Here is a 14688-nt window from a genome sequence, read left to right as displayed (position 1 = left end):
TGTTCATGCGAGGGGCCGAAGAGTCTCCGCACAGGGAGCGGAAAGTTGACGGCCTCTCCAGGTCGTCGAACCTCGGCGTCGAAGACGCTATCCGCAAACAGGATCGAAAGGCCTGCGACAGCAGGCGATGCTGTCGGCTGCCCGCCGCCATCATCGATCCTGTGCGGCGCATCCCAACTCTTGTCCTGACGGCGGTCGCCGTCGCGCAATCGGTTCGGGGCGTCTCTTGAAGTTTTCCAAGTCCTTGATGATCAGCCGTCTCGCCCTGGCCTTCGCCGTGGGCGTGACGCCCGCCGGCGCACTCGCGCAGCCGGCGCAGTCTGCGCCCCAGACGGAGACGGCCGCCGCCCAATCGCGCGCCGACGCCCTGCTGGCGCGAATGACGCAGGACGAAAAGCTTCAGCTGATCCACGGCTATTTCCCGCCCATGGCGGCGCGGACGCCGGGCGCCCCAGTCGCCGACATGATTCCCTCGGCCGGCCACATCCCGGGAATTCCCCGCCTGGGCATACCCAATCTGCGCGAAAGCGACGCCAGCCTGGGCGTCGCCAACCAGGTCGAGCAGCGCAAGGGCGACGTCGCCACCGCCCTGCCCTCCAGCCTGGCGACCGCCGCCACCTTCGATCCCGAGATCGCCTACGCCGGCGGGGCCATGATCGGCTCGGAGGCGAGGGCCAAGCGGTTCAACATCCTGCTGGCCGGCGGGGTGAACCTGACGCGCGATCCGTGGGCCGGACGGAATTTCGAATATCTGGGCGAGGATCCTCTGCTGGCCGGGGTCATGGCCGGGGAGCATATCCGCGGCGTCCAGTCGAACAGGATCGTTTCGACTATCAAGCATTTCGCCTTCAACGCGCAAGAGACCGGGCGGATGATCATGGATGCGCGGCTGGACGAGGCGTCCCTGCGCGAAAGCGACCTCTTGGCCTTCCAGATCGCCATCGAGCGGGGAAATCCCGGCTCGGTCATGTGCGCCTACAACAAGGTCAACGGCGACTGGGCCTGCGAGAACGACGTCCTGCTGAACCAGGTTCTGAAGCGCGACTGGGCCTATGACGGCTGGGTCATGTCGGACTGGGGCGCGGTCCATTCGACCGAGAAGGCCGCGCTGGCGGGCCTGGACCAGGCCTCGGGCCAGGAGCTGGACCGGGCCCTCTATTTCGACGCGCCGTTCCGCGAGGCCCTGGAGGCCGGACGGATTCCCGAGGCGCGGCTGGACGACATGGTGCGCCGCCTGCTGGTCGGCCTGATCCGGGCCGGGGTGCTGGACGCGCCCGTGGTGACGACCGAACAGCCGATCGACTACGCCCGGAACGCCGAGGTGGCCCAGCGCGCGGCCGAAGCCGGGATCGTGCTGCTGAAGAACGAGGGCGGGGTCCTGCCCCTGGCCAGGACGGCGAAGCGGATCGTGCTGATCGGCGGCCATGCCGACGTGGGCGTCCTGTCGGGCGGCGGATCCTCCCAGGTGCGGTCGGTGGGCGGGGCGCCGGTGGAGATCCCGCTGACCTCGGGGGCCGCGGCCTCGTTCGCGCGGATCACCTGGCATGCGTCGTCGCCGCTGAACGCCATCCGGGCGATCGCCCCGGAGGCGACCGTGACCTATGTCGACGGCAAGGATCCGGCGGCCGCTGCGGCTGCGGCGCGCGCCGCCGACATCGCCGTGGTCTTCGCCACCCAGTGGACCACCGAGGCCCAGGACGTCGAGAGCCTGTCCCTGCCCGACGATCAGGACGGACTGATCGCGGCGGTCGCGGCCGCCAACAACAAGACCGTGGTGGTGCTGGAGACCGGCGGGCCGGTGCTGATGCCCTGGCTGGAGAAGACCCCGGCTGTGATCCAGGCCTGGTATCCCGGCCAGCGCGGCGGCGAGGCGATCGCCCGCATCCTGTTCGGCGAGGTCAATCCGTCGGGCCGTCTGCCGATCACCTTCCCCGCCTCGGCGGACCAGGCGCCGCGCCCGACGCCGCCGGGCCTGGAGGCGCTGAAGAGCGCCGAGGCCGCAGCCGCCGCCAATCCCGGCGCACCCCAGGCCGGCGAAATCCAGGGTTTCGCGGTGGACTATGCCGAAGGCTCGGACGTCGGTTACCGCTGGTACGAACGCGAAGGCAAGACGCCCCTGTTCCCGTTCGGATACGGCCTCAGCTACACAAGCTTCGCCTATTCCAACCTGGCGGCGTCCAGCGCAGACCAGCTCAGCGTCAGCGTCGATGTGACCAATACCGGCGCGCGGGCCGGCGCCGAGGTTGCGCAACTCTATGTCGCTTCGGGCGATCGGCCCCGCCGTCTGGCCGCCTTTGCGCGGGTGAACCTGGCGCCGGGCGAGACCCGTCGCGTCACCCTGACGGCCGAGCCGCGCATCCTGGCCGAATACGACACCGCCCTGCCCGGCTGGCGCATCACGCCGGGCGATTACCGCATCACCGTCGCCCGTGACGCCGCTGAGCCGGGGTTGAGCGCGACCGCCACGCTTTCAGGGTCGACCATCAAACCTTGAACCAATGCCGCACAACAAAACGCGGCGCCACCGAGGAGGGAGAAAGAGATGAGAATCCACAAAAGACCCATGGTTGCGGCCTTGCTGGCGAGTTCGGCGCTGGTCGCGCCGGCCTACGCCCAAACGGGGGCCCAGACCGCTGAACCGGCGGCGACGCAGGAACCGACCGAGGTCGGCGAAATCGTCGTGACCGGCATCCGCGCGTCGCAGACCCAGTCGATCAACGTCAAGCGCAATGAAACCGCCCTTGTCGATGCGATCTCGGCCGAAGACATCGGCAAACTGCCCGACGTCACCGTCGCCGACGCCCTGCAACGCATCGCGGGCATCCAGATCCGACGCTCCGCCGGCGAAGGCTCGACCGTCAACATTCGCGGCTTGCCGCAAGTCGTGACCCTGCTGAACGGGGAACAGTATCTGAGCCCCGGCAACCTGGGCGGCGCCCAGCCGAACCTGAACGACGTGCCGTCGCAACTGATGAGCTCGATCGTCGTGTTCAAGTCGCAGGACGTGTCGAACGCCCTGTCGGGCATTTCCGGCACCATCGATCTGCGCACCCGTCGTCCGATGGACTTCAGCTACGGCACGACCGTCACCGGCGCCGCCGAATACCAGACGGGCGAACGGACCCGCCAGGACGACTATCTGATCAACGGCCTGCTGAACTGGCGCGGTGATCGAATGGGCGTCATGGTCTCGGGCGTGCTCAGCAATTCGAACCTGGGCAATAACTACGCCGGTTCAGCCGGCAGCCTGTTCGGCAGCAACGACTGGGGCGGCTCGGGCAACGCCTGGTTCGCGCCCCACGGCTATGAAATGTTCAACCGCGTGGTCGAGCGGGAACGGGTCGGTCTGAATGCCGCATTCCAACTCGACATCGAAGACGGCATTCGCCTGACGGCCGAAGCCTTCTACACCAAGCAGGATGAGTATAACCGCGCCGCAGGCCTGAACGTCTCCAACCGCTGGAGCGGCCTGGGCTGGCTGACCCCGACCGAATCGACCGACACCGGCCTGGGTTGGTTGGATGTCGAGGAATACGACGTCGACGCTTGGTGGGTGAACTCCTTCACCGTCAACCGCGTCACCAACAATGAGTCCAAGAACTTCAACCTGGAGCTGGACTACGACAAGGGCGGTCCCTTCACCTTCAATGCGCGGGCGATCAAGGCCGAAGCCTCGCTGCTCAGCATGAACGGTCAGGTCCAAGGCGACCTGTCCAACTGGGAATACGGATCGGACCGCGCCTTCACCCTATTCCGCCAAGCGGCCGACCGCACCCGCGGCACCTTCTACCCGGCCTCCATCGCAGCCATGTACCCGTCGTCGCGCTATTCCAACAACGTCGTCGGCAGCCAGGGCGGTCGCTACATCAGCCCCAACCCGTTCGGCTATGGGGCCGACCCTCAACTGCACATCGACACCGGCGGCTCGAAGCTGGCTTGGAGCGGCTTTGAGAACAACATCGTGGGCGGCCTCGGCAATGTGCCGCTCAGCCAATATATGGCGAACCTGGACTCCTATACGGTCGGCGCCTATTCCTCTGAAGGCAACCAGCGCAACAGCTCCGACCTGACCGTCGTTCGGTTCGATGGGTCTTACGAGTTCCAGGAGGCGCCGGCCTTCGGCTTCCTGACCCGTGTCGACGCCGGCGTCCGCCACAGCGCCCGCGAAGTGTCGATCACCAGCTTCCACCTGTTCTCGGACTTCTACGCCGGACAAGGCGCCGGCAATCCGGCGGGCTGCTCCGCCCAGTGGAAGGCCATCGATGTGGTCATGGACCAGACGCAATGCCGGTCCGGCGAGTTCGTCTCAAACCCCGGCTTCAACGCCGCGCTTCCGGTGGCTGCGACGCCGAGCTCCTGCTCCAACGGCGTGGTCGCCAACGCCCCGACCTGCTTCCAGGGCTATACGGTCAACCGGCCGACGCTGCTGCGTGAGAATAACAACACCTACTTCCTGACCGACTTCGGTTCGGTCACCTCGGGCATTCCGGGCGTGTGGGTGGCGGATCCGCGCGACTTCGACGATCCCCGCGCCTTCCAGGAACGGGTGTTCGGCAACGCCTACGACGTGATTATTCCCGGCAACTCCTATGACGTCGATCTCTACGAAGACAGCGCCTATCTGAACGGCGCCATCGAGTTCGGGCAGCTCCACGGGGATGTCGGTGTCCGCTATGTCCGGACGGAACTGCGGGCGCGTCAGAACCTGACCGGCGAAACCCGCGCCTATGGCGACACCAACAACGACGTCGGCGACAGCATCTCCAGCCGCAGCTACGACGACTGGCTGCCGACGGCGAACCTGACTTATGATTTCACCGACAAGCTGAAGCTGCGTGCCGCCTACGCCAAGACCATGATCCCGTTGGATCTTGGCAACTACGGCGGAGGCGTGACGATTTCGACGGCTGATACGCCCGAACTGCAACCGGGCGAAGTCCCCGATCCCACCCGTCCTCCCGTCGGCGTGCGCCGCGTCACGGGCGCGACCCTGGGCGGAACGGTGGAGTTGAATCCCTGGCGGTCCACAAACTATGACCTCGCCCTGGAATATTACTACGGGCCCGCGACGATGTTTAACGCCGCGATCTTCCGCCTGGACATCGAGAGCTTCGTCACGCGTCGTACGGTCCCGCAAAGCGGATCCTATGCCGACGGAGACGGCGTCATCCGTCGTCTGGTGGACGTCAACCGCCCGGTTCAGGGTGAAGGCGGGCAGCTTCAGGGCGTGGAACTGGGGGCCAAGATCGGCTTGTCCGACTTCATCGACACGCCGATCTGGTCAGACTTCGGTTTCGACGGCAGCTACACCTACTCCGACAGTACATCGAACGATCTGGCCCTCGACGGCAGCAACCTGCCGTTCCCGGACAACTCCGAACACTCACTGAACGCTGCCGTGTGGTATCAGGGTGAAAAGCTTCAGGCTCGGGTCGCCTGGAACTATCGGACGCCTCGCTTGAACGGCACCATGGGCACAACCCTCGACGGGAAGCAGGTGTTCATCCCGATCTACCAGGACACGTCGCAATACGTGGACGTCAACGTGACCTATGACGTCAATGACATGGTCACGGTCTACGCCAACGGTTCGAACGTCCTGGGCGAGATTGAGGAATACTACCTCGAGTTCAAGGACGGCGCGCAGCAGTTCCAGGCGCGCAACGAGTTCGAGCCGCGCTACACCATCGGCGTGCGCGCTCGCTTCTGATCTCTTCCTGAGCAGACTGGCCGGCGGCATTCGTGTCGCCGGCCTCTTTTTTCGCGTATTGGGATCAGGCCATGGATGAGATCGACGATCCTCGCATCCGTTCCGTCGTCATTGTCGGCGGCGGCACCGCCGGCTGGATGACGGCTGCGGCCCTGGTCCAGCATTTCCGCAGCACACCGCTGAAGATCACCGTGGTCGAGTCCTCCGACATCGGCACGATCGGCGTGGGCGAGGCGACCATTCCCACCATCCGTCGGTTCTATGGGCAGCTGGGTCTGCGCGACGACGACGTGATGCGCGCCACCCAGGCGACCTGCAAACTGGGTATTCGTTTCATCGACTGGTCCGGGCCGGGCTCGGACTTCATCCATCCCTTCGGCCTGTACGGGCAGGACGTGAAGGGGATCGGTTTTCATCATTACTGGCTGAAGCAGAAGCGCGCGGGCGACCCCGCGCCGCTGGCGGCCTATTCCTTGGGCGCGTCCCTGGCCGCCGGGGGCAAGTTCATCCAGCCCTCGCCCAATCCGCCGTCCCAGCTGTCGGTGTTCGACTGGGCGCTTCATCTGGACGCCGGCCTGTTCGCCCAACATCTGCGCGCCTATGCCGAGGCCGGGGGCTGCGCCCGGATCGACGCCCGCATCCGCTCGGTCGAACTGCGGCCCGAGGACGGTTTCGTGCGCGCCCTGACCCTGGACGACGGGCGCGAGGTCGAAGGCGATCTGTTCGTCGATTGCTCGGGCTTCAAGGGGCTGGTGATCGGCGAGGCCCTGGGCGTCGGGTTCGAGGACTGGGGCCGCTGGCTGCCGTGCGACGCCGCCTATGCGGTGCAGAGCGCCAACCGCCCCGGCGACGCCCCTGCCCCCTTCACCCGCGTCACCGCCCGATCAGCCGGATGGCAGTGGGGGATTCCGCTCCGCCACAGGGCCGGCAACGGCCTGGTGTTTTCCAGCGCCCATCTGAGCGACGATAAGGCCCTGGCCGAGCTGATGCCCCATCTGCTGGGCGATCCGCTGACGGAGCCGCGGCGTATTCCCTTCCGCCCCGGCCGGCGGTCGCAGGCCTGGGCCAAGAACTGCGTCGCCATCGGCCTGTCGTCCGGCTTCCTGGAGCCGCTGGAGAGCACCAGTATCGCCCTGATCGAGACGGGCATCGAGCGACTGAAGGCCCTGTTCCCCGACCGCCGCTTCGCCCAGCCGATCCTGGACGAGTTCAACGACCAGACCGCGCGGGAGATGGAGCGGGTGCGGGACTTCATCATCCTGCACTACAAGCTGAACCGGCGGAGCGACACCGGCTTCTGGCGCGACTGCCGCGAGATGGCCGTCCCCGAGACGCTGGAGCGCAAGCTCGCCCTGTGGACCGCGCGGGGTCAGTTCGTCCGCTATCGCTGGGAGATGTTTCACCCGGCCAGCTGGCTGGCCATCTATGACGGCTTCGGCCTGTATCCCGACGATTACGACCCCGCCGTCGACGCCATGGACCCGGCCTATCTGGCGCGCAGCCTGGCCGAGATGCGGACCAATATCGCCGACTTCGTCGCTCGGACCCCCGATCACGCCCAATTCCTGGCGGGGCTCGATCCCGCCGCCTCCGCCGCATGAGACCCGAAATGGATCAGCCCCGCCGCCCCCTGAAGAAGATCTGCATCGTCGGCGGCGGGACCGCCGGCTGGATCGCCGCCGCCCTGATGGCCGAGCATTTCAAGGGCCGGATGGCCGAGGTCGAGTTGGTCGAGTCCGACGACATCGGCACGATCGGGGTCGGCGAATCCACCGTGCCCCCCTTCCTGGAAATGCTGAAGAAGCTGGGGATCAACGAGCAGGACTTCATCCAACAGACCCAGGCCAGTTTCAAACTGGGCATCCAGTTCGACGACTGGACCGAGAAGGGCGAAAGCTATTTCCACCCGTTCGGCGCCATCGGCGTGCCGGTGGACGTCAGCGACTTCTATCCCGTCTGGCTGAAGGCGCGGATGAACGGCTATCAGCGCCCGCTGATGGACTTCGCCTCTGCGGCGCGGATGGCGGCCCACGAAAGGTTCATGCTGCCGTTCAAAGCCCAGCGCAGCCCTATCGGCGGGGCCTCCTACGCCGTCCATGTGGATGCGAAGCGGGTGGCCCGCTATCTGCGCGACTTCGCCGAAGCGCGGGGGGTGAAGCGGACCGAAGGCATCGTCGAGGAGGTGATGACGCGGCCCGACGGCTTCGTCACCGGCGTGAAACTGAAATCGGGCCAGACGGTCGAGGCGGACTTCTTCATCGACTGCACCGGCTTCCGCGCCCTGCTGATCGGCAAGACCCTGGGCGTCGGCTATACGGACTGGTCCGAATGGCTGATGTGCGACCGGGCCATCGCCGTACAGACCGAGAATGTCGGGGCGCCCAAACCCTATACATTGGCCCAGGCGCAGGACTGCGGCTGGCGCTGGCGCATCCCGCTGCAGCATCGAACCGGCAACGGCCATGTCTTCTGCAGCCGCTACATGTCCGACGACGAGGCGACGGCGCGCCTGCTGGCCCAGGTCGAGGGCCGGCCCGTGGTCAATCCGATGGTGGTGCCGTTCAAGACCGGGGTGCGGCAGAAGATCTGGGACAGGAACGTCCTGTCCCTGGGTCTGGCCAGCGGCTTCATCGAGCCGCTGGAATCGACGGCCATCCATCTGATCTATCGCGGCATGGACTTCTTCTTCCGGCTGATGCCGGACCTGGACTGCGATCCGAAGCTGGCGGCCGAATACAATCGGCGGATGACGGTGGACTATGAGGAGATCCGCGACTTCATCATCCTGCACTATGCCCTGACGCGGCGGGACGACACGCCCTTCTGGCGGAAATGCCGGGACATGGTCCTGCCCGAGGGGTTGCAGCACAAGCTGGGCGTCTTCCGCGCCAACGGCAGCCTGGTCGAGGCGCTGGACCCCCTGTTCCGCAATGTCAGCTGGTACGCGGTGATGGACGGCATGGGGGTGAGGCCCCGGTCCTATCCGCCGCTGGTGGACCGGATCGACTTCACCGGCCTGACCGCCGAGATGGACCGGGCCGCCGACATTCTGAACGCCTTCGTCGCCGACCTGCCGTCACATCAACAGTTTCTCCAAGACAACTGTCCCGCCCCGCCGGTCGACCTGGCCCCGGTCGTCCCCGCCGTCGTACCCGCCTGATGTCGCACCCTTGCCTTGGCGCGGCCAAGGCTGACACAATGACGTAGGGGAAAAGGGACCAGAGTTTGCGCCGCGCCGTCACCATCAAACACGTCGCCGCCGAGGCGGGCGTTTCGCTGCAGACAGTGTCGCGCGTCATCAACAACGAACCGAACGTGCGGCCCGTGGTGCAGGAGCGGGTGCGCGCCGCCGTGGCCAAGCTGGGCTATGTGCCCAGTCTGGCGGCCCGACGGATGGGGGGCTCACGCTCCTATCTGCTGATGGCCCTGAACGACCGGGACCGGACCATCGAGGGCTGGAAGTCCGGCGAGGGCACCGACTGGGTCGATCAGATGCTGATGGGCGGCATGCTGAAGTGCGAGTCCCACGGCTATCGGATGATCTTCGAACTGGTCGACACCCATTCCGACCATGTGGATCGCGCCGTGCGCGCCGCCCTCGCCGCTCTTCACCCTGACGGGGTCATCCTGACCCCGCCGCACAGCGAAAACCCGGCCATCACCGGCCTGCTCAGCCAGTTGGGCCTGCCCTTTGCGCGGATCGCGTCGATCGCCGAGGGCGACGGTTTCGCCGTATCGATGGACGACGCCGAGGCCGCCGCCCACGCGACGGATCATCTTCTGTCCCTCGGCCATAGGCGCGTCGGCTTCGTCACCGGCAGCCCGCAATACGCAGTCAGCGACGCCCGCCTGTCCGGCTATCGCGCCGCCATGATCGCCTCGCCCCATGGGCTGGACGAGACCCTGATCGGACGCGGCGACTTCTCCTATGAGTCGGGTGTCGCCGCTGTGGACGCCCTGCTCGATCTGCCGTCGCCGCCGACGGCCGTCGTCTGCAGCAATGACCGGATGGCCCTGGCGGCGATCCGCACCGCCCAGCGGCGCGGTCTTTCCACGCCGTCGGATCTGTCGGTCGTCAGTTTCGACAACACGCCCCTGGCGCGGTTCGCCGACATGACGGCGGTGATCCAGCCGGTCGCCGAGATGAGCGCGGTCGCCGCCGACCTGCTGATCCGGTTCAAGGCGGGGGAAACGGACCTGCCGTCGCAAAGCAGGGTGGCCTTCGGCTTTGCACCTCGCGGCTCGACCGCCCCGCCCCGGTCTGGCGGCTCACGCTAGGCGACAGTCTTTTCGCAGAGGCCTTAATAAGTCCAGCAGCGCCCGGATCGCATGATATAGGGCCGTCTCTCCTGTTCGTTTGAGGATGTTAGGATGCGCGTCGCGATGATCGGCACCGGCTATGTCGGCCTGGTGTCTGGGGCCTGTTTCGCCGATTTCGGCCACGTCGTGACCTGTATCGACAAGGATCCCTCCAAGATCGAGCGTCTGGAACGCGGTGAGATTCCGATCTTCGAGCCGGGGCTGGATGATCTGGTGGCCGCCAACGTCAAGGAAGGTCGGCTGTTCTTCACCCTGGACGGGGCCGAGGCGATCCGCCGGGCCGACGCGGTCTTCATCGCCGTGGGCACCCCGACCCGCCGCGGCGACGGCCATGCGGACCTGTCCTACGTCTATGCGGCGGCTGAGGAAATCGCCGGCCTGATCGACGGCTTCACCGTGATCGTCACCAAGTCCACCGTCCCGGTCGGCACCGGCGACGAGGTCGAGGCGGTGATCCGCAAGGCCAATCCGAACGCGGACTTCGTCGTGGTCTCCAATCCCGAGTTCCTGCGCGAGGGCGCCGCCATCGGCGACTTCAAACGCCCCGACCGGGTGGTGATCGGCGTCAACGACATCGAGGGCGAGGCCGGCGCCCGCGCCAAGGCGGTGATGAGCGAACTGTACCGTCCGCTGAACCTGAACGAGAGTCCGCTGCTCTTCGTCGGCCGGCGCACGTCCGAACTGATCAAATACGCCGCCAACGCCTTCCTGGCGATGAAGATCACCTTCATCAACGAGATGGCGGACCTGTGCGAGGCGGTGGGCGCCGACGTGCAGCAGGTCGCGCGCGGCATCGGTCTGGACAAGCGGATCGGGTCGAAATTCCTGCACGCCGGCCCCGGCTACGGCGGCTCCTGCTTCCCCAAGGACACCCTGGCCCTGGTCCGCACGGCCCAGCAATATGAATCACCGGTGCGGCTGATCGAGACCACGGTCGAGGTCAATGACGCGCGCAAGAAGGCCATGGCCGGACGGGTCGAAACCACCCTGGGCGCCGCCGTGGCGGGCAAGACGGTGGCTCTGCTGGGTCTGACCTTCAAGCCCAACACTGACGACATGCGCGACGCCCCCAGTCTGGACATCGCCCAGGCGCTGATCGCCGCCGGGGCCCAGGTCCAGGCCTTCGACCCCGAAGGCATGCACGAGGCGGCCAAGCTGCTGCCGGACGTGAAGATGAAGGCCAACGCCTATGACGCCGTCGAGGGCTGCGACGTCGCCGTGATCGTGACCGAATGGGACCGGTTCCGCGCTTTGGACCTGGACCGGATCAAGCTGCTGATGAAACAGCCGGTGCTGATTGATCTGAGAAACATCTATCGTCCCGACGACATGGCGCGGCGTGGGTTCAAATATTCCGGGATCGGACGAGGATGAGCGAAGGGCCGATCCTCGTCACCGGCGCCGCCGGCTTCATCGGCATGCACACGGCCGAGCGATTGCTGGCGCGCGGCGAGACGGTTGTGGGGATCGACAACTTCAACACCTATTACGACCCGGCGCTGAAAGAGGCCCGCGCGGCGCGGCTGCAGGCCCGCGAGGGCTTTCGCCTGGTTCGGGCCGACATCGCCGAACATGAGCAGGTGCTGGCCCTGGTGCGGGATCAGGGGATCAAGCGGATCGTCCATCTCGCCGCCCAGGCGGGAGTTCGCTATTCGCTGGAGAACCCCTTCGCCTACGAGCGGTCGAACCTGGCGGGACATCTGTCGATCTTGGAGGCGGCGCGTCACAACGCGGTCCAGCACCTGGTCTACGCCTCGTCCAGCTCGGTCTATGGCGATCGGCCGCTGGAGGGCTCCGGCTTTCGCGAGGACGATCCGACCGTGACGCCGGTCTCCTTGTACGCCGCCACCAAACGATCCTGCGAACTGCTGAGCCAGAGCTACGCCAAACTGTACGGCTTTCCCCAGTCGGGTCTGCGCTTCTTCACCGTCTATGGCCCCTGGGGCCGGCCGGACATGGCCTATTTCAGCTTCACGCGGAAGATCGCGCGCGGCGAACCGATCGAAGTCTATGGCGAGGGCCGCATGGCCCGCGACTTCACCTATATCGACGACATCGTGGACGGGATCGTCGGGGTCTTGGACCATCCGCCTGCACTGGGCGGTCATGAGGTCTACAATATCGGCGACAGCCAGCCGGTCGGCCTGATGGAGATGATCTCCACCCTCGAAGCGGCGCTCGGCGCCGAGGCCGAAAAGATCATGCGCCCCATGCAGCCAGGCGACGTCACCGCCACCTATGCGGACGTCTCCAAGCTGAACGCCCTGATCGGCTATCGGCCAAAGGTGCCTCTGAAAGAGGGGCTTGAGAAGTTCGCCGCCTGGTGGCGCGGGTATGAAAACGGCTGAAGATCGAGGGCTGAGGCCGGAACGGACGGCGCTGAAGGCGGTTTTCAGCCCATGCCCAGACGCGCCCCCAAACCCCCGATCCTGAAGAGCAAGCGCGGCGTCGCCATCCTGCTCCTCGTCCTGGCCCTGATCTTCGGCCTGCTCTACTTCGGCGTCGGCGCCACAGCCTTCCTGCGAACCCAGCCGCCGATCTAGGCGGGCGTGCTCAGCCCTCGTTCAGATCATCTACAGCCTCGTCCTTGGCGGTGGTCGGGACGGGCGTGCTGGGATCGCCGCTGATCGGCCCCTGGGGCAGGTCGCCTTCGGGGCGCTGGTCGTGCGGCGTCTTCTGAACCGCCAGCGTATTGGGATCAGGGCCGATCTGGCCGCCCGGACCGACGCCGCCGGCCCGTTCCTGCAGCGCCTCGGACGGGGTGTTCAGCGACCGCCCGCGCGCCACGCCCGGCGGCAGGGCCGCCTCGGCCTCTTGTTCCTTGTTCATGTCGAACCTCCATCCAATGGGACCAGGAGGTAACCGACCCCTGCCTGCCCGGTTCCTGCATCGTGTCAGGGCGTCGGGCTCCGGTCGCAAATTGACACCGGTAGCAAACCTGACAAGCTGTCCGCAAAACTGGGACAAGGGAAACGCCCATGAGGTTCATCGACCGTCGCACCGCACTGACCGGCCTTCTGGGCGGGGTCGCCGCCTCCGCCCTGCCGATCCGGAGCGTCCTGGCCCAGACGCTGGAAGAGGCCGCGCCGCTCGGCCGCGAATGGGCGAACATGAAATGGCGTCGCGGGATCGAAAACCAGCGGATGGCGGATCTGGGCGACGGGACGTTCCTGAACCCGATCCTGTCCGGCGACCACCCGGACCCGTCGATCCTGAAGGACGGCGACGACTATTACATGACCTTTTCGTCGTTCGAATCCGTGCCGGGCATCCATATCTGGCATTCGCGCGACCTGGTGAACTGGCGACCCGTCACTGCGGCCCTCACCACCAATATCGGCTCGGTCTGGGCGCCCGAACTGATCAAGCACCAGGGGCGATTCTACTGCTACATCCCCGCCCGCTTCCCGGAGTACCGGTCGAACTACGTCATCTGGGCCGATCGGATCGAAGGGCCCTGGAGCGCGCCGATCGACCTGAAGCTGCCCGCCCATATCGACCCCGGCCATATCGTCGGCGAGGACGGCAAACGCTATCTGTTCCTGAACGGCGGCGACCGGGTCCGGCTGACCGACGACGGCCTGGCGGTCGATGGTCCGGTGGAGGAGGGCGTCTATGACCCCTGGCGCTATCCCGAGGACTGGATCGTCGAAGGCTTCGCCCAGGAAGGCCCCAAACTTCTGAAGCGCGGCGACTATTTTTACATGATCACCGCCATCGGCGGCACGGCGGGGCCGCCGACGGGGCATATGGTCATCGCCGCCCGTTCCCGGTCCATCCATGGCCCGTGGGAGGACTGCCCGCACAATCCGATCGTCCGCACCCGTTCCGGCGCTGAAAAATGGTGGTCGCGCGGTCACGCCACCCTGGTCGAAGGTTCGGCCGGCGACTGGTGGATGGTCTACCACGGCTATGAGAACGCCTATTGGAGCCTGGGCCGCCAGACCCTGCTGGATCCGATCGAATGGACCGACGACGGCTGGTTCCGCGCCAGGGGCGGCGATCTGTCGCAGCCGATCGCCAAGCCGCGCGGCGGGCAGGCCGTACCCCACGGCATGGCCCTGTCGGACGATTTCTCAACCGACAAGTTCGGCCTTCAATGGAGCTTCTATGATCCGCAGCCGAACGAAAAGGACCGTCTGCGGCGAGACAGCGGCGTGCTTCATATGCGCGCTAAAGGCAGGGCGCCGGCGGACTGCTCGCCCCTGACCTTCGTCCAAGGCGAGCAAGCTTATGAAATTGAATGCGAAATCGAGATCGACCCCGGCGCGGTGGCGGGGCTGATTTTGTTCTACGATCGCGCCCTTTACGCCGGTCTGGGGTTCGACGCTCAGCGCTATGTCACCCACCAATACGGAATCGAGCGCGGCCGCCCGGCCAATCCCCACGGACGGCGCATGTTCATCCGCCTGACCAACGCCTATCAGAACCTCTATTTCGACACCTCCGGCGACGGCGTGACCTGGCGGCGGTTCGATAGAGGCATGGAAGTTTCCGGCTATAATCAGAATGTTAGGGGCGGCTTCATGATGTTGCGTCCGGGCCTCTACGCCGCCGGAGAGGGTGAAGCGCGGTTCAGGAATTTCCGCTTCCGCGCGCTCGGCGCCTAAGCCGCCCGGGCGGCGTCGATGGGCGGGGATCGCCCCGTCCTTTTCGGC

The 14688-nt window shown here is 66.2% G+C and carries 10 protein-coding genes; 9 read left to right on the top strand and 1 reads right to left on the bottom strand.

Annotated elements, in window-relative coordinates; translation table 11 throughout:
- The first annotated feature begins 247 nt into the window (after nucleotides 1–247).
- From ACW178_RS06625 to ACW178_RS06590, 8 genes are all read left to right on the top strand, one after another.
- Nucleotides 248–2494, top strand: coding sequence for a beta-glucosidase (locus ACW178_RS06625; protein ID WP_191558531.1), 2247 nt, complete (start codon nucleotides 248–250; stop codon nucleotides 2492–2494).
- Nucleotides 2495–2542: 48 nt separating this feature from the next.
- Nucleotides 2543–5710, top strand: a complete 3168-nt coding sequence (locus ACW178_RS06620) for a TonB-dependent receptor (protein ID WP_287104418.1) — start codon at nucleotides 2543–2545, stop codon at nucleotides 5708–5710.
- Nucleotides 5711–5781: 71 nt separating this feature from the next.
- Nucleotides 5782–7311 carry a tryptophan halogenase family protein gene (locus ACW178_RS06615; protein WP_492024996.1) on the top strand — a complete coding sequence of 510 codons (1530 nt, stop codon included), beginning with the start codon at nucleotides 5782–5784 and terminating at the stop codon, nucleotides 7309–7311.
- Nucleotides 7312–7319: 8 nt separating this feature from the next.
- Nucleotides 7320–8870: a tryptophan halogenase family protein gene (locus ACW178_RS06610; RefSeq protein WP_492024995.1), complete on the top strand. Its 1551-nt coding sequence runs from the start codon at nucleotides 7320–7322 to the stop codon at nucleotides 8868–8870.
- Between the two features lie 65 nt (nucleotides 8871–8935).
- Nucleotides 8936–9988 (top strand): LacI family DNA-binding transcriptional regulator, encoded by a 1053-nt coding sequence (locus tag ACW178_RS06605; protein WP_191555289.1) that lies wholly within the window; start codon nucleotides 8936–8938, stop codon nucleotides 9986–9988.
- 93 nt (nucleotides 9989–10081) lie between these two features.
- Nucleotides 10082–11404: a UDP-glucose dehydrogenase family protein gene (locus tag ACW178_RS06600; RefSeq protein WP_191555288.1), complete on the top strand. Its 1323-nt coding sequence runs from the start codon at nucleotides 10082–10084 to the stop codon at nucleotides 11402–11404.
- Complete coding sequence (locus ACW178_RS06595; protein ID WP_054764983.1) at nucleotides 11401–12378, top strand: NAD-dependent epimerase/dehydratase family protein; 978 nt, start codon at nucleotides 11401–11403, stop codon at nucleotides 12376–12378. Before ACW178_RS06600 ends, ACW178_RS06595 begins: the two co-directional genes overlap by 4 nt.
- 51 nt (nucleotides 12379–12429) lie before the next feature.
- Entirely contained in the window at nucleotides 12430–12573 is a 144-nt protein-coding gene (locus ACW178_RS06590) for a hypothetical protein (protein ID WP_152949691.1), read from the top strand.
- A gap of 10 nt (nucleotides 12574–12583) precedes the next feature.
- Here ACW178_RS06590 and ACW178_RS06585 read toward each other — a convergent pair whose 3' ends face one another.
- Nucleotides 12584–12859, bottom strand: coding sequence for a hypothetical protein (locus ACW178_RS06585; protein WP_152949690.1), 276 nt, complete (start codon nucleotides 12857–12859; stop codon nucleotides 12584–12586).
- Between the two features lie 149 nt (nucleotides 12860–13008).
- Between ACW178_RS06585 and ACW178_RS06580 the strand changes: the two genes are divergently transcribed.
- Nucleotides 13009–14640: a family 43 glycosylhydrolase gene (locus tag ACW178_RS06580; protein WP_492024994.1), complete on the top strand. Its 1632-nt coding sequence runs from the start codon at nucleotides 13009–13011 to the stop codon at nucleotides 14638–14640.
- The last annotated feature ends 48 nt before the right edge of the window (nucleotides 14641–14688 follow it).

The sequence above is a fragment of the Brevundimonas sp. AVps4 genome (assembly GCF_058681525.1).
Note: the sequence above shows the minus strand (reverse complement) of the source record. Positions and strands in the feature narration are given on the sequence as shown.